The organism is Rhodophyticola porphyridii (assembly GCF_003688285.1).
In the GTDB taxonomy this organism is placed as follows: Bacteria; Pseudomonadota; Alphaproteobacteria; order Rhodobacterales; family Rhodobacteraceae; genus Rhodophyticola; species Rhodophyticola porphyridii.
The window spans coordinates 393,152-418,581 of the sequence record NZ_RCNT01000003.1 but is presented as its reverse complement, the minus strand read 5'-3'; the positions used below and the strand labels follow the sequence as shown (position 1 = coordinate 418,581).

The following is a 25,430-nucleotide window of genomic DNA, read 5'->3' as shown; positions in this document are numbered from 1 at the left end:
CGGAGCGGGCGCGCGCGACCGGGGCTTCTCCCTCCCCGGGCCGCCGCGACCCGACCGCAGAGAAACGGCCCCCGCGGGTTTCCGCCCCGGGGGCCGTTTGCTCATGACGAAGCCGCAAAACCCGCGCTGATAGCAGCGCCGCCGGAACGCGTGGGGCAGCCAGGCGTCAGAGACGCTCGAAGGCCAATGCGATGCCCTGTCCGCCACCGATACACATGGTGACCAGCGCCTTGGAGCCGCCAATCCGATCCAGTTCATAAAGCGCCTTCACCGCGATGATCGCACCGGTTGCGCCAACAGGGTGACCCAGCGCAATCGCGCCGCCATTCGGGTTCACCTTGGAGGGGTCCAGACCGAGACCCTTGTTGACCGCCAGAGCCTGGGCCGCAAATGCCTCGTTCGATTCGATCACGTCGAAATCCGTGACCGACAAACCGGTTCTGGACAGAAGATTCTCCACCGCAGGCACAGGACCGATCCCCATCACCTCCGGGCGCACACCCGCATGCGCATAGCCAAGGATCCGCGCGAGCGGTTTCAGGCCGGCGGTCTCCGCGGCCTCGGCCCGGGCCAGAACAAGTGCGCCCGCCCCGTCATTGATGCCGCTGGCATTGCCCGCGGTCACGGTTCCGTCTTTCTGGAACACGGTGCGCAGTCCCGCCAACGCCTCAGGCGTGGTGGCCTTGGGGTGCTCGTCCGTGTCGAAATCTACCATGTCGCGTTTGACACGGACCTGCACCGGCACGATCTGATCCCTGAAATAGCCCGCTTCGATGGCTTTTGCCGCGCGGGTCTGGCTTTCCAGCGCAAAGGCATCCTGCGCGGCGCGGCTGATATCATGCTCGGCCGCGACGTTTTCGGCGGTCACACCCATATGCCCGGTACCGAACGGACAATTGAGCGCCCCCAGCATCATGTCTGACGCGCCCGCATCGCCCATCTTCTGGCCCCAGCGGGCCTGCGGCAGAATGTAGGGAGATCGGCTCATGCTTTCGGCGCCCCCGGCCAGGCCGAAATCCGCATCGCCCAGCATCAGCGACTGCACGACCGAGACAATCGCCTGCGCGCCGGAGCCGCAGAGCCGGTTTACATTCATCGCGGGCGTTGTATCGGGCACACCGGCCTCCATCGCCGCGACGCGGGACAGATACATGTCGCGCGGTTCGGTGTTGATCACATGGCCATAGGCGACATGCCCTATCTGGCCCCCTTCGACACCCGCCCGTTCCAGCGCGGCCCTGGCCACCGTCGCACCCAGATCGATCGGCGGCGTTCCGGCCAGGGAACCGCCGAAAGTGCCGATCGCGGTGCGCGCACCCGACAGGATGACAATGTCGTTCATGTGATCTCTCCTCATCTGACCTGACGCCAAACTAACCTTCAGCCGCGACGGAGGAAACCGGCGCGTTACGCCACACCGCGATTGAAACGTCGCTCAGCCGTCGGATATCTCCAGCAGCCGGTCGGCGCCGCGCAGAAAACCGTCCGCATGCGCGCCGAGACGGGTCAGGAGCTCGTCCTGAAAGGCCTGCGCAAGGGGGGCAAGTTCCGCCATCATCTCATGTCCCTTTCCGGTCAGCGCCAGCTCGACCAGCCGCCGGTCCGAAATGCTGGTGCGTTTGGTGATGTATCCTGCCTGTTCCAGCCGTGTCGCGGCACGGCTGACCTTGGATTTGTCCATGTCGACGCGGGCATGAATTTCCCGCACGGACACGGCGCTTTCCTGACTGAGATGAGCCACCACGCGCCACTCGGCGCGGGACAGGCCGAACCGCTCCTGATAGATGCGCGAATACTCCCGGCTCAGCCGGCCGGCCAGAACCGACATCCTGTAGGGCAGGAAGTCATCGAGAATGAATGGCTCGGCCATTGGAAACCCGTTGCAAATGCGACAAAGCCAGACTGGCGCGGTTTGCCCCTCGGTTCAAGCGATTGCCCCCCCGGCCCCGACATCGGGGCCGGGGGGGGCCGTGAGATCATGCCGCGGTGAAACGCAAGGGGCGAACCTGCTGGAACATGCCCGTCGCGCGCAGCTTGTCCAGCACCTCCGCAGGCGGCTGTTCGTCCAGATACAGCAGCGCGATGGCATCCTGCCCCGCGCCGGAGCGCCCGAGGGTGAAGTTCGCGATGTTCACACCGTTCTCGCCCATGGTCTGGCCCAATGTACCGATAATGCCCGGCACATCCGCATTGGTCGTGTAGAGCATATGTGCGCCCACTTCGGCATCGATATTGATGCCCTTGATCTGAATGAAACGCGGCTTGCCGTCGGAAAAAACGGTGCCCGCGATCGACCGCTGCCGTTCCGCCGTCTTGATCTGCAACCGGATGTAACCGTCGAAGACACCGGTCTTGTCCTGCGTGGTGGTGGAAATCTCCACCCCCCGTTCCTTGGCAATCACTGGCGCGCTGACCATGTTCACATCCGGGTTTGTGGCCTTCATGATGCCGGCAATCGCCGCACAGTTCAGCGCGTCGACATTCATGTCCTTGACCAGCCCGTTATAGGTGATGGAGATCTGCTGGATCGCCTCGTCAGTCAACTGACCGACAAACTCGCCCAGATTTTCGGCAAGCCTCACCCATGGGCCCATCACAGCGGCCTCTTCGGCCGTGACAGACGGCATGTTGAGCGCGTTGGAGACGGCCCCGGTCAGCAGATAGTCGGACATCTGCTCGGCCACCTGCAGGGCGACGTTCTCCTGCGCCTCTGTGGTGGCTGCGCCCAGATGCGGGGTCACAACCACATTGGGCAGGTTGAAGAGCGGGCTGTCGGTCGCCGGCTCCACCGCGAATACGTCGAAGGCGGCACCGGCCACGCGACCGGCTTTCAGCGCCTCGGCCAGGGCCTCTTCATCCACCAGACCGCCGCGGGCGCAGTTCACGATCCGCACACCCGGTTTCAGCTTGGCGATGTTCCCGGCACTGAGGATGTTCCGGGTCTTGTCGGTGAGCGGCACATGCAGGGTGATGAAATCCGCCCGCGCCAGCAACCCGTCAAGCTCCACTTTTTCGACACCCATTTTCAGGGCCCGCTCCTCGCTCAGGAACGGATCGTAGGCGACGACCTTCATCTTCAGCCCCAAGGCTCTGTCGCAGACGATAGAGCCGATGTTACCTGCGCCGATCACCCCCAGCGTCTTGTTTGTCAGCTCGACGCCCATGAACCTCGACTTCTCCCATTTACCTGCATGGGTGGAGGCGCTTGCCTCGGGGATTTGCCGCGCCACGGCCATCATCATCGAAATGGCGTGTTCCGCGGTGGTGATGGAATTCCCGAACGGGGTATTCATCACGATGATCCCCTTCTTGGACGCTGCGGGAATATCGACATTGTCGACCCCGATCCCCGCGCGACCCACCACCTTCAGATTGCCCGCGGCGGCGATGACCTTTTCCGTCACCTTGGTGGCCGACCGGATCGCCAAACCGTCATATTCACCGATGACAGAAAGCAGTTTGTCCTTGTCCTTGCCGATGCTCGGATCGAAGGTCACCTCGATCCCGCGGTCGCGGAAGATTTGAACGGCGGTTTCGCTCAGCTTGTCGGAAACCAGAACTTTGGGGGCCATATCAGGCGCTCCTTTGTCGAAATACAGGGTCTAATAAGGGGATCAGGCGGCTTCGGACCGGGCAGCGATCTCGGCATCGAATGCCCAGGACAGCCACGGGAGCAGCGCCCGGATATCCGAGGTTTCAACCGTCGCGCCGCACCAGATCCGCAGACCCGGAGGCGCATCGCGATAGGCCCCGATGTCGAGAGCGATGCCTTCCGCCTCCAGCCGCTTGGCCACGGCTTTGGCAAAACCCGCCCCGTCGGTGATCCGGCTGTCGCTGAATTTCAGACAAACGGACGTGTTCGACCGCGTAATGGGGTCCACCGCGAGATTTTCGATCCACGGCGTCGCCTCGACAAAATCGAAGATCGCTTGCGCATTGGCATCGGCGCGCGCCATCAGCGCGGGCAACCCGCCGATTTCACGCGCCCAGTTCAGCGCGAAGAGATAGTCCTCTACGGCCAGCATCGACGGCGTGTTGATCGTGGCGCCCGAAAAGATACCGTCAATCAGCTTGCCGCCCTTGGTCAGCCGGAAGATCTTCGGCAGCGGCCATTCCGGCACGTAGCTTTCCAGCCGCTCCACCGCCCGCGGGCTGAGGATGAGCATGCCATGGGCCGCCTCTCCGCCCATCACCTTCTGCCAGGAGAAGGTGGTGGCATCCAGCTTCTCCCAGGGCAGATCCTGCGCGAAAGCGGCGCTGGTCGCATCGCAGAGCGTCAGGCCGGCCCGGTCGGCGGGGATGACATCCCCGTTTGGAACCCGGACGCCGGACGTGGTGCCGTTCCAGGTAAAACAGACATCGTTATCGTAGTTTAATGCGGCCATATCGGCGATATGGCCATAATCGGCGGTATGAATCTCCGCCTTGATCTTCAGCTGCTTGACCACATCGGTGACCCAGCCCGCGCCAAAGCTTTCCCACGCGACCATGTGAACGGGGCGTTCGCCCAGCAGGTTCCACATCGCCATCTCGAACGCGCCGGTGTCGGAGGCCGGCACGATCCCGATCCTGTAATCCGCCGGAACGCCGAGCAGGTCGCGCGTGCCGTCGATCGCCGCTTTCAGCTTGGCCTTGCCAATATCGGCACGATGCGATCTGCCAAGTGCAGCATCCGCAAGCTTCTCCAGCGACCATGTAGGGGGTTTGGCGCAAGGCCCGGACGAAAAACGCGGATTGTCCGGCCGCGCGGCCGGGGTGTTCGTAACCATCGGTGGTATCCTCACAGATATGCGCCCCTCGTTGGGGAGGGGTGTCCCACCGACGCTGATACGACCGGAACACGCGCCGCACAAGTCGGAATACGCGCGCGAACTGCCGCAAACCGGCCAAGGCCCGTGTGACGGCGCGTCGCGGCCCGGGCCCCGGTGAAGACCCGCATCGGCCGACAAAAGGCGCGGAACAACCGGGGGTAGAGAGAATTGGCTTGCCTGACGCGGATCGCTAACGGTAAACGGGAAACAGACGATCGTGCACACGTATAGGAAGAGTCCACCCGTGAGAGACTCAATACAGACTCAGATTTTCGATCTGAGTGATTTTCTGCCCTTCCAGATGTCCGTGGTGTCTACCCGGCTGTTTCAAACGATCATGGCCGATAGCGGGCTTCAGTTGCCCGAATGGCGGATCGTGATGGCACTCCCTGGCAATCAGCCCTGTTCGTCGAACGATCTTTGCACCCTGACCGCGATGGACGCGGCCCGCGTCAGCCGGGCGCAACGCCGTCTGGAGGAACTGGAGCTGATCGAGGTGAAGCCGGACATGGCGGACCGTCGGCGGCTGATCGTGCAGTTGAGCGAGGCCGGAATGCGGGAATTCGACCGTCTGCAGGCCGCGGCCCGCATGGCCGAGGCGGAGCTTCTGGACGATATGCCGCCCGCGGATCGCGCCCGGCTGAAATCGGCCGTCGCCCGGCTGTTCAACAAGCTTTAGCACGCACCTGTCCGGTTCCAGCCGTCGCGCCGAACAGGTGGCCCTGCTGTCACTGCCCCGATAGCCAGAAATATTTTCAGGTTTGGAATGCGACTGACTCGCAAAACCATTGACTTTTTGCGAGTCAGTCGCAATATCAAGTGTGACGGCCTTCAAACATGCGGATTTCGAATCGATGCTGAAACATCTTCTCACTGTATTGGCCACCACTCTGGCGCTGACAGGCCCCGCCATGGCGCAGGATCGGCTGGACATCGTGGCGACGACCGGCATGATCGCCGATGCCGCGCGGGTCGTCGGCGGCGATGCGGTCGAGGTGCGCGCGCTGATGGGTCCGGGCGTGGACCCTCATGCCTACCGCCAGACCCGTAGCGACATCGTTGCGATGACACGGGCCGATCTTGTGCTTTGGCACGGCCTGTTCCTCGAAGCGCAGATGGAGAGCTTCTTTGCCGATCTGGGTCAGGAGCGTCTGGTCGTGGCCGTCGCCGACGGGCTACCGCGCGACGTGCTTGTTGCTCATGACGATTACGAAGACCGTTTCGACCCCCATGTCTGGATGGACCCGGATCTTTGGGCGCTGGTCGTGACCGAGGTGCAAAACGCCCTGACCGAGGCGCAGCCGGAAAATGCCGATCTCTTCGCGGCCAATGCCGCGGCCCATATGGAGGATCTCGCCGCCCTGTCGACCTATGCGGATCAGGTTCTTGCCAGCGTGCCGGAACCTGCCCGGGTGTTGCTGACGGCCCATGACGCCTTCAACTATTTCGGTGCCGCCCATGGGTTTGAGGTGATGGGAATTCAGGGCATCTCGACCGAATCCGAAGCAGGGCTCGTCCGCATTTCCGATCTCGTCGACCTGCTGGTCGACCGGAATGTCGGTGCCGTTTTCGTGGAAAGTTCGGTTTCCGATCGCAATGTGCGCGCGCTGATCGAGGGTGCCGCGGCCCGCGGCCACGAGGTGATCATCGGCGGCGAACTCTATTCCGACGCGATGGGGCCCGATGGCAGCTATGAAGGCACCTATCTCGGCATGATCGACCACAATGTAACGGTGATCGCCCGCGCCCTTGGCGGCACCGCTCCCGAACGGGGCATGAATGGCCTGCTGTCCGCAGGCATGTGAGAGGACCATATGACCGCACTTAATCTGGCAACCCAAAACGGGCTTCGTCCCGAGGCAGCCGAGATTGCGACCAGCCCCCTTGCCATACGGGGGCTGACCGTGTCCTACGGAGAGAAACCGGCCATCTTTTCCGTCGACATGACGATCCGGCCCGGCTCGATGACCGCGATCATCGGGCCGAACGGCGCGGGGAAATCGACTCTCTTGAAGGCAGCGTTGGGTATCATTCGCCCACTGTCCGGCCAGACCACGGTTTTCGGCCGTCCGCTCGACACGCAGCGCGCGCGGATCGCCTATGTGCCCCAGCGCGCCAGTGTCGACTGGGATTTCCCGACCACCGTGCTCGACGTGGTTCTGATGGGGCTCTACCGTGAGTTGGGCCTGCTGCGGCTCGTCCGAAGCAGCCACCGGAAAACCGCGATCGATGCGCTGCAACGGGTCGGCATGGCGGATTTCGCAGACCGGCAGATCGGGCAGCTTTCCGGCGGGCAGCAACAGCGGGTGTTCCTCGCCCGCGCCTTGGCCCAGGGTGCCGATCTCTATCTGCTGGACGAGCCCTTTGCCGGCGTCGACGCGGCCACCGAAAAGGCGATTATCGCCGTTCTGAAAAGCCTGAAGGCGGTCGGCAAGACCGTGGTTGCCGTGCATCATGACCTGGCGACGGTCGAGCAGTATTTCGACCACGCTTTCCTGATCAACGTCCGCCCGGTCGCCGAAGGCACGGTGGCCGAAGCCTTCACCGCAGAAAGCCTGCAGGCGGCCTATGGCGGGCGGCTGGCAACGGCACAGATCGACCGGCTCAGTCAGGCGGGCTGACATCATGCTTTTCGAGGCTTTGACCCTCCAGCTTGGCTACAACGCCACGCTGGTCGCCATCGGTGCGATGCTGCTTGGCATATCGGCGGGCGCGACCGGAACCTTCCTGTTCCTGCGCAAACGCGCGCTTGTCTCCGATGCGATCAGCCACGCCACCCTGCCCGGTATCGGTCTGGCCTTCATCGTCATGGTCTGGCTGGGCATGGACGGGCGCAGCCTGCCGGGTCTTCTGATCGGGTCGGCGCTTTCTGCATGGATCGGGCTGCTTTGCGTGCAATGGCTGACCGGCGGCACCCGGCTGAGTGAGGATTCCGCGATCGGCGCGGTCCTGTCGGTGTTTTTCGGGGCCGGCATCGTTCTGCTGACGGTCATTCAGGGGATGAGCGCCGGGCGGCAGGCCGGCCTCGACTCGCTTCTTCTGGGGTCCACCGCGGGCATGCTCTTTTCCGACGCGGTGCTGATCGCCGGTGGCGGCGCGCTTGTGCTGATGCTTACGCTTTTGCTGCGTCGGCCCATGTCGCTTGTCGCGTTCGACAGCGACTTTGCCGCAGCGTCCGGGCTGAACGTGCAGCGGATCGACCTCGCCACCATGGGCCTTGTTCTTGCGGTAACGGTCGTCGGCCTCAAGATCGTCGGCCTGATCCTGATCGTGGCGCTTCTGATCATCCCGCCGGTGACCGCCCGGTTCTGGACCGAACGCACCGAACATGTCTGGCTGATCGCAGGCGCACTGGGCGGAGCATCGGGCTATATCGGGGCCGCCATTTCCGCCTCTGCGCCCGCCTTGCCGACCGGGCCGATCATCGTGCTTGTGGCCTTCGCCTTCTTTGCCGTTTCGCTTCTGTTTTCGCCAGCGCGCGGCGTTCTGTCCTCGGTCCTTCGCCATCGGCAGTATCAGCGCCGCGTGCATCTTCGGCAGGGCCTTCTGGCACTGGCTCAGGGGCAGCCGATCTATGAGGGCTACACGCTGCGCCTTTTGCAACGGGAGGGTCTGGCCCGACCCGACGGTGTGGCCACCGGCGACGGGCAGGCCCGCGCCGCCAAGGCCCTGCTGGATGAAAAACGCTGGGAGATCCTGCGCGGGTTGCAGGCGCATGAGGCCACGGCTGCCCGCTACGACGGGTTGACCGGTCTGGAAACCATCCTGACCGAGGATCAATTGCGCGATCTGGACACCCGGATTGCCGCCCCGCGGGAGATCGCCCCATGAGCGGCGCCGAGTTCGTTCCTTTGTCGCTGACACCGATACTGATCGGGATATTTGCCGCCATCGCCTGCGCGCTTCCGGGGAATTTTCTGGTCCTGCGCCGGCAGGCGCTGATCGGCGACGCAATCTCCCACGTCGTCCTGCCCGGCATCGTGGTGGCCTTCCTGCTGACCGGTGCCGTCACCGCCTGGCCGATGATGCTGGGCGCGGCCGGTGCGGCGCTGATTTCCGTCGTCCTGATCGAGGCGATCCGGCGTCTGGGCCGCATCGAGACCGGTGCGGCTATGGGCGTCGTCTTCACCGCGATGTTCGCGGCCGGCGTCTTGCTGCTGGAGCGCTCGGACACGTCTTCGGTGCATCTGGATGTGGAGCATGCGCTGATGGGCAATCTTGAAAGTCTGATCTGGCTTGAAGCGACGGGCTGGCGCTCCCTGCTCGACCCGCAGGCGCTGGCCGGCTTGCCGCCGGAACTTCCCCGCCTTGCGCTGGTGCTGGCACTCGTGATCGCCTTTACCTGGGTTTTCTGGCGCCCGCTGAAGATCTCCACCTTCGATGAAGGCTTTGCGCAGGTTCTTGGCATGCGTACCGATCTTCTGGGCATCGCCCTCGTGATGATCGCCGCGATCGCCGCTGTTGCCGCCTTCGATGCGGTGGGCTCGATCATCGTCATCGCGATGTTCATCTGCCCGCCGGCGGCGGCCCGGCTGATGACCGACGATCTCGCCCGGCAGGTGGGATGGAGCGTGGTGTTCGCCACGCTCTCGGCCATCCTCGGCTATGTTTTTGCAGGCTACGGACCGCTCTGGCTTGGTGGCAGCGATTCCGTCAGCGCCGCGGGTATGATCGCCACGGTCTCGGGCCTGATCCTTGCCCTTGCCGCGCTGTTCGGGCCGCGCCGCCGCGGCATGATGGCCTGACCGCACGCCGCTGCGCCACACCCGAAAGGTCGCATTCAGGCTTGAGCGGACGCGCGTCCCGGCGTAAGCACAATCTACTTCGGTCCGGGCGGTGCGAGTCGTCCGGGTAAAAGGGAACACGGTGCGGGCTTCAAACCCCAACTCCGTGACTGCCCCCGCAACTGTAAGCGGCGAGCGCGGCTGAATAAAAACCACTGGCCCCCTCATGGGGCTGGGAAGGTCCGGCCAAGCATCGACCCGCAAGTCAGGAGACCTGCCGAGGTGATCACCCTGTTCGGGCGCGGAGGGCGTTATGGACAACGGTCTTTCCGTCGTGGTGGCACTCTCACCGTCTGCGGCGGGGCCATCCCCCTTCCAAAGACAGCCTTGGCACCACCGAGACCCGCCAGACCGGGCCGGAAAGGGGGACATTATGAACAAGACACTGGGCGCCGTCGCTGCGACCCTTCTGACAACCACATCCGCACTGGCGCAGGACGCGCCGGTCTTCACACTGAACGAGATTATCTTCTCCGCCGGCCTGACCGCCCTTGAGGCCAGCCGCACCGGCGTTTCCGTACAGGTCATCGACGAAGACGATCTTGAAGCCGAAGGTGACCGCCCGCTTGTCGATGTACTTGATCGCCTGCCCGGCATCTCGATCACCCGCAACGGGCCGCTGGGGACGCAAACCGCCCTCCGTGTGCGTGGTCTGAACACTTACTACACGCCGGTCCTGATCAACGGGATCGACATGACCGACCCGGCTTCAACCCAGACGCAATTCGATCTCGGCTCCATCACCACGGCGGGGATCAGCCGGATCGAAGTGCTCTATGGCTCTCAATCGGCGATCTACGGCTCCGAGGCGATTGCCGGCGTAATCAACATCACCACGCTGAGCCCGCCCGAAGAGAACGGCACCGAAGTGACCGTCGAGCTTGAGGCGGGCAGTTACGAAACCTATAGCGGCCTGATCGGGATCGGCACCCGCTTCGACCGCGGTTCGGTTGCGTTGAGCTATGGCCATGTCGGCAGCGAGGGATTTTCGGCAGCCGATGAAAATCAGGGCAATACCGAAGCCGACGGCTTCGAGTCGAACACGGCAACCCTTCAGGCGGAATATGAGTTGACCGATAGCGTGAACGTCGGGGCCAGCCTGTTCTACCAGACCGCCACCTATGAATACGACGCGGGCGGTGGGGCGGGCGGCGATGCCGGCCGGTTCGCCGAAGAGGAACGTCTTGGCGCGCGGCTTTTCACAACCTTCGACGCATTCGGCATCGATAACGAAGTCGCGCTCACCTTTTCGAAAACGGATCGGGCACAGTTCAATGTTCCGGCCTCTTTCAACACACCATTCATCGGCGAGCGCATCGGTCTTGGCTATCAGGGCACGATCGCTCTGCGCAACGATGGCACACTGACCTTTGGTGCGGACCGGACGCGGGAGGAGTTCTTCGTCGGCCCCTCATCCTTCTCCCCCGCTTCCTCCGGCGATATCGACCTGACGGCGGTTTATGCGGATCTGAACATACCTCTGACCCCCGATCTCGATCTGGGTGCCGCGCTTCGCTATGACGATCACTCGCTTTTCGGATCGGCGGTAACGGGCCGGGTCGCGCTGGCCTGGCGCCCGGCGGCGGGCACGGTGGTCCGCGTCAGTGCCGCAACCGGCTTCCGCGCTCCATCCCTCAACGAGTTGTTCGGGCCATTCGGGTCGAACCCCGATCTGGATCCCGAGGAAAGCCGGAGCTTCGATCTTGGCGTGGAGCACAATTTTGGCCGCGGCCGCGTAGCGGCTACTCTTTTCTACACCGAGATCGACAACCTGATCGACTATGTCTTCCCGGTGCCCAACGGCTATGTTCAGGTGCCCGGCACATCTGTTACCCGCGGGATCGAACTGTCGGGGCAATACGAGTTGACCGACAACCTCTCTGTCTTCGGAAACTACACCTATACCGACGCGCGCGCCGCCGATGATACACGCCTGCGCCGGGTCCCCTACCACGACGCCACGATCGGGATCAGCGGCACATTTGGCACCGGCTGGAGCGCGGATTTCGCCCTTCAGATGGTCAATGACCGTGTCGATCCGGCACCGGTGGAAAACTATGCGGTCGCCAATGCCAGCATCGGATATCGCGTGAATGAGGCAACGGATGTCTATCTACGCGTGGAAAACCTGTTTGACGAGCAATATCAGGCCATTCGCGGATATGGTACCAGCGACAGGGCGGTCTATCTTGGCCTGCGGTCCCGTTTCTAGGCGCCTTTCGGGCGCTCTTCTGGCGGTGACCCTTACGGTCGCCGCCGCTGTGTCGCATGCGGCACCTCCCCAGCGCGTCGTGTCGATGAACCTCTGCACGGATCAGCTTGCGATGATGCTGGCGGCGCCGGGACAGTTGATTTCGGTCAGCGATATCGCATCGGATCCGATGATCTCTCCGATGCATGTCGAGGCCGCGGCCTACCCGTTCAATTTCGGGGGTGCCGAGGAGATCTATCTGCTGGACCCGGATCTGGTGCTTGCGGGCGTCTATTCCGACCCTGCCGTCGTTTCCATGTTGCGCCGTCTCGGGATCGACGTCGCGCAGATAGACATCGTGACCGGGCTGGATGAGGTGGCCGATCGTCTCCGCGAAGTCGGCGCGCTTCTGGGGAGGGAGGCCGAGGCGCAGGCCGAAATCGCCCGGTTCGAGGCGGGTATGGCCATGTTCAGCCACGCGCAAACCGGGCCCCGCGCCGCGTTCTACTATCCCAACGGATATTCGCTCGGCACCGGTACGCTGTCTCACGACATTCTGACGACTGCCGGATTTCGGCATATCGCCGAAGAAATGGGCCGCAACACCAGCGGTCGGCTTGCCCTTGAGCTTCTGGTGACGGCTTCGCCGGACCTGGTGATCGGTACCGGCACCTATCCGGGCAGTTCCCGATCCGAGGAAATCCTCCGTCATCCGGCTTTGGAAGCCCTCGTTTCGGCGGGGCGCGGTCATGTCAGTGGCGCCGACTGGGTCTGCGGCACCCCGCGTGTCCTGACTGCGTTGGCCGACCTGCGCGCTGCGCGCCGCGCGATGGAGGTGGAATGACGCTTTCCCGTCTCTTCGGTATCCTGTCTGCCATCGTCGCGGCCCTGTTCTGCGCCTCGCTTCTCATCGGGCCGGCGGGGTTTGGCATCGGCGACAGCATCTCCGCCTTGATACGCGGCGACGGCGAGGCCGTGACGCTGGTGATGCGGGAAATCCGTCTGCCCCGCGCGCTTCTGGCGGTGATGGTCGGGGTCAGCCTCGGCCTTTCCGGTGCGGCGCTTCAGGGCTTCCTGCGGAACCCGCTGGCGGAGCCCGGGCTGATCGGGGTCACCTCTTCCGCCGCGCTTGGCGCCGTCATAGCGCTACAAACGGGCTTCGCGGCCAGCTTTGCGCTCGCGCTGCCGATTTCGGCTCTGATCGGCGCTTTGGTCTCTGTTCTGCTGTTGCTTCTTCTGGCCGGGCCACGGGGCGGATCGCTGACACTGATCCTCGCGGGCATCGCGATCAGCGCGCTGGCGGGAGCCTTTCTGTCGCTGGTGCTCAATCTTTCGCCCAATCCATTCGCGGTAAGTGAGATCGTGTTCTGGATGCTCGGCTCCCTCTCGGACCGGTCCTTCGACCATGTGATGATCGCCCTGCCTGTCATGATGCTGGGTTGGACGCTTCTTGCGAGCCTCGGGCGCGGCCTTGACGCATTGACCCTTGGCCAGGATGCGGCGGCCTCCATGGGCATCCATCTGGGCCGGCTGCGTCTCCGCATGGTGGTGGGCGTCGCCGCCTCTGTCGGCGCGGCCACTGCCGTAGCGGGCGCCATCGGTTTCGTGGGTCTTGTCGTGCCCCATATCCTGCGCCGGTATGTCGGCGCGCGCCCCGGTGCGCTTCTGCCGGCATCGGCTCTCGGCGGCGCGGCGATGGTGCTGGCCGCGGATATCGCCGTGCGCCTGATCCTGCCCGACCGTGATCTGAAACTCGGCGTGTTGATGGCGATCATCGGCGCGCCGCTGTTTCTGCACCTGATCTACAAGACACGGAGGCAGATGACATGACCGCGCTGACCGTCACGGATCTCACCGTTCTGCGCGGCGAATGCCCGGTCGTCGATCAGGTGAGCCTTTCCCTGCAGGCCGGGGAGATTACAGGGCTGATCGGCCCCAACGGCGCCGGAAAAACGACCCTGTTGCGGGCAATCCTGGGCCTCCAGCCTCATTCCGGCACCTCCAGCCTCGCTTCACTTCCCGCCCGCCAAAGGGCCAGAACGGCCGCCTGGATGCCGCAGACCCGGGAAATAGCCTGGCCCGTCGCGGTGGAGACACTTGTCATGCTGGGCCGTGTTCCGCATTTGGCAGGAGGTGCGAAACCCAGCGCCGAGGATCGTGCCGCAACAGCCCGCGCTCTTGCAGATATGGCCCTGAACGGGTTCGAAACCCGGGCGGCGACCGATCTGTCGGGCGGCGAACAGGCCCGGGTGCTGATTGCCCGTGTTCTGGCGCAGGAAACACCGATCATTCTGGCCGATGAGCCCATTGCAGGTCTCGATCCCGCGTTTCAGATCGCCACGATGCAGATTTTCCGGCGCCTCGCGGATCAGGGCAAGACGATACTTGCCGCTCTTCACGATCTGGGCCTTGCCGCACGTCACTGCACACGGCTTTTGTTGCTAGACAAGGGCCGCCTCGTCGCCGATGGGCCGCCAAGGGATGTGCTGACGCCAGAGAACCTGCACAGGGTTTTCGGGATAGCGGCACATGTTATGGAAACCGAGCATGGCTTGATTTTCCAGCCGTTGGAGATCACCCGATGATCCGCGTCACCCTGTCCCGCCCGTGGCTTATCGCGGATCTGGCCCAGGAGATGCGGGTACTGAGCTGGGCGCCCCACAGGCCCGGACTGGTGCTTGCCCGGCAGGTCATCTGGCGGGAAGTGCGCGACGCGGATCTGCCCGAAGGTCTGGACGCGGCGGCATGGCTCGCCAGCGAAGTGACCGCGATAGACCGTCCCGATGCCGTAGCGATGCTGACATCCCGAAACGTTGGCAAACATAGTCTGACACAGGCAGAATCGGGCGATACCAAAGCCTCCTGCCTCGCCACGGTGGGCCTGTCGAATGCCGAACGGGTCGGCCATCGCCAGCCGGTCCTCGCGGAAAGCCATGGCACCGTCAATCTGCTTGTCACTCTGTCACAGGGGCTTGGCACCGCCGCCATGACCGAAGCGATGTCGATCGCCGCCGAGGCCCGCACCGCCGCCATAATTGCCCATGGTCCAGAGTTGCCCGAAGGCCCCGCAACAGGCACCGGCACAGATTGCATCGCCCTGGCCTGCCCATTTGGCGATCGCGCCTATGCGGGCCTTCATACCGAGATCGGCGAAGTAATCGGGCGCGCGGTTTATGATGCGGTCGCCCGGGGTACGCGGGACTGGATGACAACGGAGGCCCCGAGATGAAAGCCTTCCCGCCTTGCCGGATCGTCTGCCTGACCGAAGAGACGGTCGAAACGCTCTACCTGCTGGGCGAGGATCACCGCATCGTCGGCGTGACGGGTTATGCCGTCCGCCCGCCTCAGGTGCGGCGGGAAAAACCGCGGGTCGGCGCCTTCACCTCTGCCGATATCCCCAAGATCATCGCCCTGGAACCTGATCTCGTCCTGACCTTCTCCGATCTTCAGGCCGATATCGTCGCGCAACTGATCCGCGTGGGGGTGGCCGTGCACGCGTTCAACCAGCGCGACATTTCCGGCATTCTGGCGATGATCCGCACGCTGGGCGCTCTGGTCGGTGCGGGCGCCAAGGCCAAGGCGCTGGCGGCAAGGTTCGAGGCGCGGCTCCAACGTCTCCGCGACAGGACACGGCCCGCCCGACCGAGGGTCTATTTCGAGGAATGGGACGATCCGCCGATTTCCGGCATCGCCTGGGTCAGCCAATTGATCGAAATCGCGGGCGGCATTGATGTCTTTGCTCATCTGAGCGGCGAGCCCGCCGCCAGAAATCGCATTATCGACCCGAAAGATGTGATCGATGCCGCCCCCGACGTGATCATCGCAAGCTGGTGCGGCAAGAAGGTCCGCCCGGAACGGATTGCGGACCGCCCCGGCTGGCAGAACATACCGGCGGTGAGAGCGGGCCGGATCGTCGAGATCAAATCTCCGATGATCCTGCAACCCGGCCCCGCGGCGTTGGGCGACGGGCTGGATGCGATCGAGCAGATCCTGTGGGGTGACTATTCTGGAAAAGGTGAGCGCGTATGACCGATCTTGTCGACTTTCTGAGCCGTGGCGGTCCCGCGATCTGGGCCATCGGCGCGCTGTCTGTCGTCACTCTGGCGCTGATCTTCTGGAAAATCTGGCAGTTGGCGCAGATGGGCGCGTGGTCCGATGGCACCCAGACCGACGAAGCGATCGGGCACTGGCAGGGCGGCGATGCGGCAGCCGGTCTGCGGCATATCAGCGGACGCAGATCCTTGCGCGCGCAAATGGCCGTAGCAGCGATGGAGGCGCGCCAGGATCCGGGCCTGACGGCGGAGGCCGCCCGTGAAGAAACGACGCGTATTGCGAAATCCCTGCTTTCCGGCGCGCGCGGCGGGCTTCGCGCGTTGGAGCTTATTGCGACGATTGCGCCTCTGTTAGGCCTGTTAGGCACTGTATTGGGCATGATTGCCGCGTTTCAGGCACTTCAGGTCGCGGGCACGCGCGCCGACCCGGCCACGCTCGCCGGTGGCATCTGGGAGGCGCTTCTGACAACCGCCGTGGGCATGGCGGTTGCGATCCCGGCCTCTATGGCTCTGACATGGTTCGAAACCGTCGTGGATCGAGTGCAGGCGGATATGGAGGATGCCGCCACGCGCATCTTCACGCGGGGGCCGTCATGAGCTTCCAGTTCGCCCGGACAAGACCCAGCCGCCGCCCCAGCCTGACGCCGATGATCGACGTGGTGTTCCTGCTTCTGGTGTTTTTCATGCTGGCCGCCCGCTTCGGTCAGGACGGTGCGTTGCCGTTGAGCCTTTCGGGGTCGGGCGGCACCTATTCCGGCCCGCCGCGGCTGGTCGATGTCCTTCCGGAAGGGCAGCGGCTGAACGGGCAGGCCGGAGAGGTTGCGGAAATCGTGGCCCGGCTGAATGACCTGACAGACAGGCCGGATGACACCATCGTCTTGCGCGGGGTCGACGGCGCCAGCCTGCAACGTCTTGTCACGCTTATGTCCGCGCTCGAACAGGCCGGTTTCACCCATCTGGTGCTGGTCGAATGATCTCCTTCGGGCCACCCACCCGTCGCCCCCGCGGCGAAACGATCGTTCCGATGATCAACGTGGTCTTCCTGCTTCTGATCTTCTTTCTGATGACCGCGCAGATCGCCCCGCCCGATCCGTTGGAGGTAACCCCGCCCAGTGCTCCGGCCACGCCGGCCGATCCCGCACCAGACACGCTTTACATCGATGCGAGCGGCGCACTTGCGTATGAAACACACCAGAACGACGCGGTATTCGCGGCACTTGCCCTGCGGGAGCCCGGGCCGCTGACACTCCGCGCGGATGCGGCGTTGCCGGCGGGTGATCTTGCGCGCATCCTGCCCCGCCTTGCGGCAATCGGGATCACGGAAATCGCGCTTGTGACGGAGGCGCCATGAACAGGCTGCTTCAGATCCCTGCCTTTCTGACCGTATCGGTTGCCGTTCACGCAGCCGTCTTCGTCCAGCTTTCCGATGGCGCAGCCTCGCGCTCAGACGCATCAGGCGCCGTAGAGACGACATTTCAGGCCGCATCGGGAGAGATGGCCGAACTGGTCGCACGTTGGACCACGCCGCCGGATGTGGCGCAGCCCGCTGCTCTTGCGCCTCCGAGCCTCTTACACCTGCCCATTCCGCCAACGCCGCCCGACCCCGCGCCAAGACCGGCCACGCCGGATACGCTGCGCCAGCAGACACTGCCGGAACCTATGCCGACAGTGCCGAACGCCGAGACGCGGCTTAGCACCTTGCCGGATATCCGCGTGGCAAATCTGACAAGTCCGGAGTTTCAGAATGCGCCGCACACGGCCCTGCCGCCGCCCGAGATAGTCCGCCGCGCCGGGCAGCCCGAGTTGGCGCCCCCGCCGATCTCGGACACTACGCCCAGGCTTGTGCCCGACGCCATCTCGCCTCTGGCCATTGCCCAATCTGACCGTCCCGTGGCCCGGCCGGAACGGCCGCAGGCGCCCGCACCCTCCACAGCGGCGCAAGCCCGACAAACTGCCGGCGAGCCGCGCGGCGACGTCGCGAGGGGCAATCTCCGGCAAGCTTCCGACACCGCGATATCCGCGTCACAACGGCAGCGCCTCGTGGCGGGTTGGGGAGCGCAGATCCATGCTCGTATCGAACGCCGAAGACCAAGTGTGGACGGGCAGGGGGCCGTGACCCTGCGCCTGAACATCGGACGGGACGGGCACTTGCAGAGCCTCTCGCTCATCGTGTCCTCAGGCAATCCAGAGATCGACGAGGCGGGCATCAGGGCCGTCCGGAGTGCGGGCCGCTTTCCCGCCGCGCCTGATGGCCTCTCGGAACAGAGCTATCGGTTCGATCTTCCGATCCGGTTTCGCTGATCGCAGCAGAAACGGGGCGGTAAAGGTACACCGCCCCGTTTCAAACCCGTTTCAAGACCGCGCATCAGTCAGTGGCGTCGATATACATCGCAGCCAGTTCCGCCGTCGTATAGTCGGCCGGATTCACACCCAGATAGGCCGCCAGCTGGGCATTGCCGCCATTTGCGCTCCGGTTCTGTGTCGATACGGTTTCGGGCCCGTCCTGAAGGATGTGACGGATCGCGATCGCATTGTCATCGGACATTGCGTTGGAAAGCTGGATCAGCTCGGCGGTGGTATAGGCACCGGGCTCGACACCAAGCGACGCCGCCAGTTGCGCGTCATTCGCGACGGCGGGAAGCGCGAGGGTCACGGCCAGAGCGGCACCAAGGGGAAGGATCATGCGTGTCATTGTCTTATCTCCGACATTTCCGGGCAAACCGGTCTGATCTGCCCTTCATGACTTCAAGATGGGCCGGAGGCGGCGACAAAACTTGAACCGGTCAATCCAGTTTTTGAACCAAACAGTTTAGTTTATTTTTGACGTCTGTAACCCGAGGGCGTGATTCCGACTGCTGATTTGAAACTGCGGGACAGATGGGCCTGATCCGCAAAGCCGGTGGCCATCGCGATGGCGCCAAGGCTGAGCGCCGGGTCACGTAAACGCGCTTTCGCGGCAGCAAGACGTCGCCGCATGACCAGCGCCTGCGGCGTGATGCCGGTGGTCTGCTTGATCGCGCGCACCAGTGCGGAATCTGACATGCCAAGATGATGCGCCAGTTCCGGCGTCCGCAAAGGCTGGTCGATCCGGCGATCGATGTAGTCAAGCAACCGCGCGTATCGCTCCGTGGTCAGCCCACCGGTTTCGGCAAACGGAGCATCGTCGGTGATCGCATAACGCCGGACCAGCGTCACTACGAAGACCCGCGCCAGGGCATCGAACAGAACAGCCTGGCCGGGCCCCGGCTCCTCAAGCGCGATCTTCATCTGCAGAGCCCAGTTGCCCAAGTCCCTGTCTTGCAGGACGTTGCTGCCATCGAGCCGGGACCCCACGGTCAGAACTCTCAGATCGCCTTGAATGAAGTGCTGAATCCGTTCCGGGTGCGCGCGGATCAGCAGGAACTTGACGGGCGCCAGCCATTCCCAACTGCAGACCGCGCCCACTGGCACCACGACCATCGAGCCGGGAGGCAGATCGAGTGGTGTCTGCCGGCCATCCCGGCGCTGAAGACCTGCGGCGGACTCGGATTGAAGCGGAATCAGAAGGCAGTGGTCGGGCAGGCTCACGGGCGCCATCGGCCCAGCCTCCATTTCGAAGTAATCGGCCCTGAGCAGCTGTTCGGTTCCGCCGCCGGGCAGACGCGTGGAACTGAGCCGCGCCGTGTCAAGCCAAAGCCTGCTATGGACTCCCATACCACCCTCGATAAAACCGAACCGTTCAGTTTAAAATAGAGTATCATCCGGGCAGCGCAAGAACCGTATGGTCCGATATGAAATTGCTATTGCCACCCCCCTGACGTTTTCATCGGGCATGCGCGGCATTCTGTGCCTTTAACCCCGGCATCGCACTGCTAGCTTAACTGCAACTCCCGCCTTGAAAGGCTGTTCCATGCTGAGCGTGACCGATATCCACAAATCCTTCGAAACGGAGGATGGGCCGCTGCCAGTTCTGCGCGGTGTGTCATTGACGGTGGCGCCGGGCGACACGCTTGCGCTGACCGGCGAAAGCGGGTCGGGAAAAAGCACGCTGCTCCATCTGATCGGCGGACTGGACACTGCGGACAAGGGGCGGATCGAGGTGGACGACGTGGACCTCTCGGCGCTGGATGACGCGGGCCGGGCGCGCCTGCGCCGCGACATGGTTGGTCTGATCTTCCAGCAATTCAACCTGATCCCGTCCCTGACGGTCGCGCAGAACCTCTCCTTTCAGGCACGGCTTGCAGGCCGCCACGACGCCGCATGGGTGGATGAACTCGCCAGGCGTCTGGGCCTGTCGGAGCACCTTGCCCGCTACCCCGAACAGCTTTCCGGCGGACAGCAGCAGCGCGTGGCGATCGGCCGGACGCTGGCAGCACGGCCCCGCGTGGTTCTGGCAGACGAACCCACGGGCAATCTCGATGAAACAACGGGCGACACCGTTCTTGGTCTGCTCCTGGAGCTGGCCGCGGAAACCGGCACCGCGATCCTGATGGTCACCCACTCGACACGGTTGGCACACCGTCTGGCCCGACAGGTGCATCTGACCAAGGGCCGGCTCGGCAGCGCAGGGCTTGGGCGGGCGGCCGAATGACCCGTGCCGCCTGCGCCGCCCTGCTCTCCCATTGGAGGCGCCATCCCGGCCAATGCCTGACCCTGATCCTCGGCCTTGCATTGGCCACGGCGCTCTGGTCCGGCGTTCAGGCGATCAATGCCGAGGCGCGCGCCTCCTATGACCGGGCTGCCGCGGTGTTGGGACAGGATCAACTGGACCGCCTGACCCGCGAGGACGGTCTTCCGATACCTCTGGCCGAGTACATCGCGCTCCGTCGCGCCGGGTATCTCGTCTCTCCGGTGATCGAGGTGGAGCTTTCCGACCCCGGCGCGCGCCTCCGCCTGCTTGGCATCGACCCGCTGACCACCCCGCCAGAGGCACAGGCGCCCGCACTAGTGGGCGGCGAGATCTCGTTCGAGGCCTTCGTCACCACACCGGGCCGGTTGCTTGTCGCCTCGGAAACAGCCGCGCGACCGCTTCCGCCCGACCTGCCGCCCCTTGTCGTCACATCCGGTCTCGCTCCCGGCACGGCGCTTACCGACATCGCGACCGCCGCCCGGCTCAGCGGCCGCTCCGACCCGTCTTATCTGCTGGTTGCGCCGGTGCAGCCCTCCGGCCTTCCGCCCCTTGCCGAAGCCACCGATCTAACGCTTTCCACGCCCCAATCGGGCAGCGATATCGGGCGGCTGACCGACAGCTTTCACCTGAACCTCACGGCCTTCGGCCTGCTGGCCTTCGCCGTTGGTCTGTTCATCGTTCACGCCGCAATCGGCCTCGCCTTCGAGCAACGGCGCACCAGCTTTCGGACGTTGCGTGCGCTTGGCCTGCCGATCCGGCGGCTCGTCACGCTTTTGGCCGTCGAACTGACCGCCTTCGCCCTGATTGCCGGTCTTATCGGAATCATTCTGGGATACATCGTCGCCGCTGCACTCCTGCCCGGCGTCGCGGGCACGCTGCGCGGGCTCTATGGTGCCGAGATTTCCGGCCAGCTTGCCTTTCGGCCGGTCTGGGCCGTCACCGGGATGGGCATCGCCCTGATCGGTACCGCCGCCGCATCGGTGCAGGCGCTGATGCGGGTAGCGCGCCTGCCGCTTCTGGCGCCCGCCCAGCCACGCGCCTGGGCGATGGCCTCCGGTCAGGCCATGCGCGGGCAAATGATGTTTGCGATTGGTCTGTTTGCCCTGGCATTCCTCCTCGGCGCATTCGGGACGGGCCTGATCGCCGGGTTTGCCTGTCTCGCCGCGCTGCTTGTCGGGGCAGCCCTTGCGCTTCCGTCGCTGCTCACCGCGCTCTTGCGTCTCGCGACCCGGTTCGCCACCACACCCTTTCGGGAGTGGCTTCTGGCGGATACCCGCCAACAGCTTCCCGGCCTGTCCATGGCGCTCATGGCGCTCTTGCTTGCACTCGCCGCCAATATCGGTGTCTCGACCATGGTCGGCTCCTTCCGGGGCACCTTCACCGGGTGGCTCGACCAGCGGCTTGCCTCGGAGCTTTACGTCACCGCGCGCACCCCCTCCGAAGCCGCTGCGATCCGCGCGGCCCTTCGGCCCCGGACCGATGCGGTTCTGCCGATCGTCTCCGCCCCGGTGACGCTCGCGGGACAACCGGCAGAGCTTTACGGCATTGCCGATCACGCCACCTATCGCGACAACTGGCCGCTTCTGGCCGCCGCACCCGATGTCTGGGCGCAGGTGGCCGCGGGCGAGGCTGCATTGATCAACGAGCAGCTCTCCCGCCGCGAGCGCCTGGCCATTGGCGATCCCGTGACGCTACAACCCGGGTGGACCCTGCCCATCGCCGGGGTCTATTCCGACTATGGAAACCCGGTGGGACAGGCGATCATCGGCCTCGATCTCTTCACCGACCGGTTCCCCGATGTTCCCCAGCTTCGTATGGCCGTCCGCGTCCCGCCCGATCGCGTCCCCGCAGTGGTCGACGCATTGCGGGCGGAATTCGACCTGCCCGCCGCCAATCTGATCGATCAGGAAGAGATCAAACGCTTTTCCCTGCGCATCTTCGAGCAGACATTCCTGGTGACCGGTGCGCTCAACATTCTCACTCTCGGTGTGGCCAGCCTGGCCCTTCTGGCCAGCCTTTTGACGCTGGCCGGGATGCGGCTGCCGCAACTGGCCCCGATCTGGGCGCTCGGCCAGACCAGGGCCGCGCTGGCCCGCGCCGAACTGGCCCGCACCGCGATTCTGGCATTCCTGACCTTCGCTCTGGCGATCCCCGTGGGTCTCGCGCTTGCGTGGGTCCTTCTGGCAGTCGTGAATGTTGAGGCGTTCGGCTGGCGGCTCCCGATGCAGATGTTCCCGGTCGATTGGCTTCGCCTTGGCCTTTATGCGCTTCTCGCGGCCCTTCTGGCGGCTGCCTGGCCGGCGTGGCGACTGGCCAATATCGCACCCTCAACCCTGCTCAAGGTCTTTGCCCATGAACGCTAGGCTGTGGATTCCGATGCTGTTGCTGACCACCGGTCAGGCTCTGTCGCAAGGCTTTGCGGGCCTCGGCACCGATGCCGAGGGCTTTGCCGTCCCCGCACCCGATCCGCAATTCGCCTTCCCCGCCGATCACGGCCCCCACCCGTCCTATCGCATCGAATGGTGGTATCTGACGGCCACGCTCACCGGAGCGGACGGTCGGGATTACGGTATCCAGTGGACGCTGTTCCGCTCCGCCCTCCGCCCGGAGGAGGCCGAAGGCTGGGATGCGGCGCAGCTTTGGATGGGCCATGCGGGCGTGACGACCGAAGACGCGCATTTTTACGCGGAGCGTCTGGGTCGCGGCGGCGTCGGGCAGGCGGGCGTCACGCCCGACCCGTTCGAAGCCTGGATCGATGACTGGGCAATGATCTCCACCGCGCCAACCGGCGCGGACGCGCTCTCGGCCCTAGAGTTGACGGCGCGCGGTGCCGATTTTTCCTATGATCTGGACCTGCGCGCGACCGGCCCTCTCGTATTTCACGGCGATGAGGGATATTCCGTCAAATCCGCCGATGGGCAGGCCAGCTACTACTATTCGCAACCCTTTTATGAGGTGTCCGGCAGGCTCACCCTTCCTGACGGCCCGACGGAGGTTACCGGCAGTGCATGGCTCGATCGCGAATGGTCTTCCCAACCGCTTTCTGCCGATCAGAACGGATGGGACTGGTTTTCGCTCCAGTTCGCGGATGGCGCCCGATTGATGGGGTTCGGCCTCCGGTCGGCCACCCGGCCCACATACACTTCCGCTACCTGGATTGGCCCTGACGGGAGCGCAACCGCCTATCCCGACGGCGCCTTGCGCCTCACGCCGCTGCGCACCGAAAGCGTGTCGGGGCGCGACGTACCGGTGGAGTGGCGCATGGAGCTTGCCGCCCGCGACATCGATGTCGAGACAGTTGCGCTCAACCCGCAAAGCTGGATGGGCACCAGCTTTCCCTACTGGGAAGGTCCGATCCGCTTTTCCGGCAGCCATGAAGGGCGCGGATATCTGGAGATGACCGGCAACGAATAGGCTCTGTCCGGCAGGATAGGGTCTTCTCACGTCGTTCCGGTGAACAGTGGAAACGTCACCGCCAGGGCCCAGGCAAGCACGATACCAAGACCCAGACCCATCGCCAGCGCCGAGCCCGTGCGCCGCCCGACCCAGCCGCCGATCACGCCGAAGCTGAGATAGAAAAGCCCGATCACCGGCAGGATGATGATCAGGAAAAACAGCCGCTCGAAATCCAGGGCGACCGCGATGCCCAGAGATGTCAGAAAAGCCAGCCGCGCCACCCAGCGACGCCAGATGCGGGCATGTCCCGCCTGAAGCAGCGCCGCATCGGCCACCATCGCCAGAACCGCGCCCGGCAGGATCGCCGCCAGAATTGGCAGACGTCCAGCGTGCGGAAAGAAGCTCGCCACATAGCGGTCCAGCACACCGCCGAAGGCGATCAGGGCAAAACCCGCCAGTAGAATGCCGGCCGGCCAGCCTCTCAGCTTCGGCAGATCGCCCTCGACCGCCAGGCCGGCCAGAACCAGCGATCCGTAGACGGCCAGGTGCAGCGCCAGATAATCGGCCACCAGAACGGGCAGAAACCGTGTCTCCACAAGGGAGAGGATCAACGGGGTCAGAACCGCAGGCGCAAGCGCAAGCGCCAGGAATGCGCCCTTGGGCACCTCAGGCAGTCGTGGGCCCTCCGGCAGCATGTTCGCCAGGGGCAGGCCCAGAAGGACGACACCCAGAAGGGTCAGCAGGATCGGGCCGCCGATATTGGCGATGCCGCTGCGATAGTCCCGCCCGAAGGTCGCATTCAGCCATTCCCGCGACTCCCGCATCCCGGTTGCGGAGTAGAGTACGCCCACATGCTCCACCATCGGGGCCGCCACCGCGCGGCGGGCAAAGCCTTCGCCGGGCGTTCCGGCCGTGTCGCCTTCGGCGGCGCCGACCTCGGCCATGATCCGCTGTGCCTCCGCCCGCAAGGCGCCCTCCCACGCGCCGTTGATCACGAGCATGTTCTCCGGTTCGGCCGCCGTGACCGCTTCGGAGAAAAGAGAGATCGCCACCACGGCGGCCACACGATCATCCGCAAGCGCCTGTCGGACGATGATATCCGAGGCCATGGAATGTCCCAGCAGGGCCACCCTCCCATCCGCACCCGGCAGGGCCAGCGCGGCGTCGGTGACCCGCCCGATCTCCTCCATCAGCAACCGGGTGGTGCCGTCGATCGAATTCACGTCGCCGGACATCGGCACCGGGTTTCGCCCATGCCCCTGAAGATCGTAGCTGACAGTGATGTATCCAGCCCGCGCGAGCGTAAGCTGATAGGGATGCATCAACTGCCGCGATCCGGCAAAGCCGTGGGCGATCACCACGACCGGCGCCGTGGTCTCGGGGACCTGCATCACGGTCGCCGGCGTTTCCCCAACCATAAGCGACGAGATCTCAAGCCCCGCCCTTGGCCGCTCCAACAGGAACAGGCCAAGTCCGATGCAGACCAGCGCCACCAATGCCGCGAGGATATCGCGCAAAACCAAACCTGCCCTCCAATGGACTGCTCAGACCTTGTGCCCGAAGCATAAAAGACCCCGGCCCAAAGCC

24 protein-coding genes, 1 pseudogene and 1 riboswitch are annotated in these 25,430 nt (G+C 64.4%); of the genes and pseudogenes, 18 read left to right on the top strand and 7 right to left on the bottom strand.

The features are described from left to right. Positions 1 to 166 precede the first annotated feature (166 nt). From D9R08_RS08855 to D9R08_RS08840, 4 genes are all read right to left on the bottom strand, one after another. The gene (locus D9R08_RS08855) at positions 167 to 1,342 is read right to left on the bottom strand and encodes an acetyl-CoA C-acyltransferase family protein (protein WP_121897655.1); all 1,176 of its coding nucleotides are present in this window, start codon (positions 1,340 to 1,342) and stop codon (positions 167 to 169) included. A 93-nt stretch (positions 1,343 to 1,435) separates the two neighbouring features. Continuing rightward, entirely contained in the window at positions 1,436 to 1,870 is a 435-nt protein-coding gene (locus D9R08_RS08850; RefSeq protein ID WP_121897654.1) for a MarR family winged helix-turn-helix transcriptional regulator, read from the bottom strand. Between the two features lie 106 nt (positions 1,871 to 1,976). After that, on the bottom strand, positions 1,977 to 3,572 hold the full coding sequence (gene serA / locus D9R08_RS08845) for a phosphoglycerate dehydrogenase (RefSeq protein WP_121897653.1): 1,596 nt from the start codon (positions 3,570 to 3,572) through the stop codon (positions 1,977 to 1,979). A gap of 42 nt (positions 3,573 to 3,614) precedes the next feature. After that, entirely contained in the window at positions 3,615 to 4,769 is a 1,155-nt protein-coding gene (locus D9R08_RS08840; RefSeq protein ID WP_121897652.1) for a phosphoserine transaminase, read from the bottom strand. 286 nt (positions 4,770 to 5,055) lie between these two features. Between D9R08_RS08840 and D9R08_RS08835 the strand changes: the two genes are divergently transcribed. The 15 genes and pseudogenes from D9R08_RS08835 to D9R08_RS08765 all read left to right on the top strand — a co-directional run bounded on the left by D9R08_RS08835 (position 5,056) and on the right by D9R08_RS08765 (position 18,139). Next, the gene (locus tag D9R08_RS08835) at positions 5,056 to 5,490 is read left to right on the top strand and encodes a MarR family winged helix-turn-helix transcriptional regulator (RefSeq protein ID WP_147450645.1); all 435 of its coding nucleotides are present in this window, start codon (positions 5,056 to 5,058) and stop codon (positions 5,488 to 5,490) included. A gap of 175 nt (positions 5,491 to 5,665) precedes the next feature. Further along, a complete protein-coding gene (locus D9R08_RS08830) occupies positions 5,666 to 6,616 on the top strand; it encodes a metal ABC transporter solute-binding protein, Zn/Mn family (RefSeq protein WP_121897705.1) in 951 nt (316 codons plus the stop codon). A 9-nt stretch (positions 6,617 to 6,625) separates the two neighbouring features. After that, the gene (locus D9R08_RS08825) at positions 6,626 to 7,432 is read left to right on the top strand and encodes a metal ABC transporter ATP-binding protein (RefSeq protein ID WP_121897650.1); all 807 of its coding nucleotides are present in this window, start codon (positions 6,626 to 6,628) and stop codon (positions 7,430 to 7,432) included. A 4-nt stretch (positions 7,433 to 7,436) separates the two neighbouring features. Beyond that, complete coding sequence (locus D9R08_RS08820; protein ID WP_121897649.1) at positions 7,437 to 8,642, top strand: metal ABC transporter permease; 1,206 nt, start codon at positions 7,437 to 7,439, stop codon at positions 8,640 to 8,642. Then, positions 8,639 to 9,556 (top strand): metal ABC transporter permease, encoded by a 918-nt coding sequence (locus D9R08_RS08815; RefSeq protein WP_121897648.1) that lies wholly within the window; start codon positions 8,639 to 8,641, stop codon positions 9,554 to 9,556. The genes D9R08_RS08820 and D9R08_RS08815 overlap by 4 nt, the downstream gene beginning before the upstream one ends. Positions 9,557 to 9,619: 63 nt before the next feature. Beyond that, positions 9,620 to 9,831, top strand: a riboswitch (cobalamin riboswitch). A gap of 137 nt (positions 9,832 to 9,968) precedes the next feature. Continuing rightward, positions 9,969 to 11,807, top strand: coding sequence for a TonB-dependent receptor plug domain-containing protein (locus tag D9R08_RS08810; protein ID WP_158598961.1), 1,839 nt, complete (start codon positions 9,969 to 9,971; stop codon positions 11,805 to 11,807). A gap of 85 nt (positions 11,808 to 11,892) precedes the next feature. After that, the gene (locus D9R08_RS08805) at positions 11,893 to 12,630 is read left to right on the top strand and encodes an ABC transporter substrate-binding protein (RefSeq protein ID WP_233557360.1); all 738 of its coding nucleotides are present in this window, start codon (positions 11,893 to 11,895) and stop codon (positions 12,628 to 12,630) included. Beyond that, positions 12,627 to 13,616 (top strand): FecCD family ABC transporter permease, encoded by a 990-nt coding sequence (locus tag D9R08_RS08800; protein WP_121897645.1) that lies wholly within the window; start codon positions 12,627 to 12,629, stop codon positions 13,614 to 13,616. Before D9R08_RS08805 ends, D9R08_RS08800 begins: the two co-directional genes overlap by 4 nt. Further along, entirely contained in the window at positions 13,613 to 14,371 is a 759-nt protein-coding gene (locus D9R08_RS08795) for an ABC transporter ATP-binding protein (protein ID WP_121897644.1), read from the top strand. Before D9R08_RS08800 ends, D9R08_RS08795 begins: the two co-directional genes overlap by 4 nt. Further along, positions 14,368 to 15,015, top strand: a complete 648-nt coding sequence (locus D9R08_RS08790; protein WP_121897643.1) for an adenosylcobinamide amidohydrolase — start codon at positions 14,368 to 14,370, stop codon at positions 15,013 to 15,015. Before D9R08_RS08795 ends, D9R08_RS08790 begins: the two co-directional genes overlap by 4 nt. Continuing rightward, positions 15,012 to 15,815: a cobalamin-binding protein gene (locus D9R08_RS08785; RefSeq protein WP_121897642.1), complete on the top strand. Its 804-nt coding sequence runs from the start codon at positions 15,012 to 15,014 to the stop codon at positions 15,813 to 15,815. Before D9R08_RS08790 ends, D9R08_RS08785 begins: the two co-directional genes overlap by 4 nt. Before the next feature lie 14 nt (positions 15,816 to 15,829). Further along, positions 15,830 to 16,435 (top strand): annotated as a pseudogene (locus D9R08_RS08780) (MotA/TolQ/ExbB proton channel family protein); the annotation flags it as partial. Further along, positions 16,432 to 16,812, top strand: coding sequence for an ExbD/TolR family protein (locus tag D9R08_RS08775; protein ID WP_121897640.1), 381 nt, complete (start codon positions 16,432 to 16,434; stop codon positions 16,810 to 16,812). The pseudogene D9R08_RS08780 and the gene D9R08_RS08775, both read left to right, overlap by 4 nt. Next, on the top strand, positions 16,809 to 17,189 hold the full coding sequence (locus tag D9R08_RS08770) for an ExbD/TolR family protein (RefSeq protein ID WP_121897639.1): 381 nt from the start codon (positions 16,809 to 16,811) through the stop codon (positions 17,187 to 17,189). Before D9R08_RS08775 ends, D9R08_RS08770 begins: the two co-directional genes overlap by 4 nt. Then, positions 17,186 to 18,139 carry a cell envelope integrity protein TolA gene (locus D9R08_RS08765; protein WP_121897638.1) on the top strand — a complete coding sequence of 318 codons (954 nt, stop codon included), beginning with the start codon at positions 17,186 to 17,188 and terminating at the stop codon, positions 18,137 to 18,139. Before D9R08_RS08770 ends, D9R08_RS08765 begins: the two co-directional genes overlap by 4 nt. Positions 18,140 to 18,203: 64 nt before the next feature. Here the strand turns inward: D9R08_RS08765 and D9R08_RS08760 are convergent, their stop codons facing one another. Together D9R08_RS08760 and D9R08_RS08755 are read right to left on the bottom strand one after the other, a co-directional pair. After that, on the bottom strand, positions 18,204 to 18,521 hold the full coding sequence (locus D9R08_RS08760) for a hypothetical protein (protein WP_121897637.1): 318 nt from the start codon (positions 18,519 to 18,521) through the stop codon (positions 18,204 to 18,206). A 131-nt stretch (positions 18,522 to 18,652) separates the two neighbouring features. Further along, positions 18,653 to 19,531 (bottom strand): helix-turn-helix domain-containing protein, encoded by an 879-nt coding sequence (locus tag D9R08_RS08755; RefSeq protein WP_121897636.1) that lies wholly within the window; start codon positions 19,529 to 19,531, stop codon positions 18,653 to 18,655. Between the two features lie 196 nt (positions 19,532 to 19,727). On the opposite strand from D9R08_RS08755, the gene D9R08_RS08750 reads away from it, so the two are divergent. The 3 genes from D9R08_RS08750 to D9R08_RS08740 are packed head-to-tail and all read left to right on the top strand — an operon-like array spanning position 19,728 to position 23,861. Next, positions 19,728 to 20,408, top strand: a complete 681-nt coding sequence (locus D9R08_RS08750; RefSeq protein WP_121897635.1) for an ABC transporter ATP-binding protein — start codon at positions 19,728 to 19,730, stop codon at positions 20,406 to 20,408. After that, positions 20,405 to 22,810 (top strand): ABC transporter permease, encoded by a 2,406-nt coding sequence (locus D9R08_RS08745; protein ID WP_121897634.1) that lies wholly within the window; start codon positions 20,405 to 20,407, stop codon positions 22,808 to 22,810. The genes D9R08_RS08750 and D9R08_RS08745 overlap by 4 nt, the downstream gene beginning before the upstream one ends. Beyond that, positions 22,800 to 23,861, top strand: a complete 1,062-nt coding sequence (locus D9R08_RS08740) for a lipocalin-like domain-containing protein (protein WP_121897633.1) — start codon at positions 22,800 to 22,802, stop codon at positions 23,859 to 23,861. Before D9R08_RS08745 ends, D9R08_RS08740 begins: the two co-directional genes overlap by 11 nt. Before the next feature lie 26 nt (positions 23,862 to 23,887). On the opposite strand, the gene D9R08_RS08735 is transcribed toward D9R08_RS08740, so the two are convergent. Then, complete coding sequence (locus tag D9R08_RS08735) at positions 23,888 to 25,366, bottom strand: alpha/beta hydrolase (RefSeq protein ID WP_233557359.1); 1,479 nt, start codon at positions 25,364 to 25,366, stop codon at positions 23,888 to 23,890. Positions 25,367 to 25,430 lie beyond the last annotated feature (64 nt).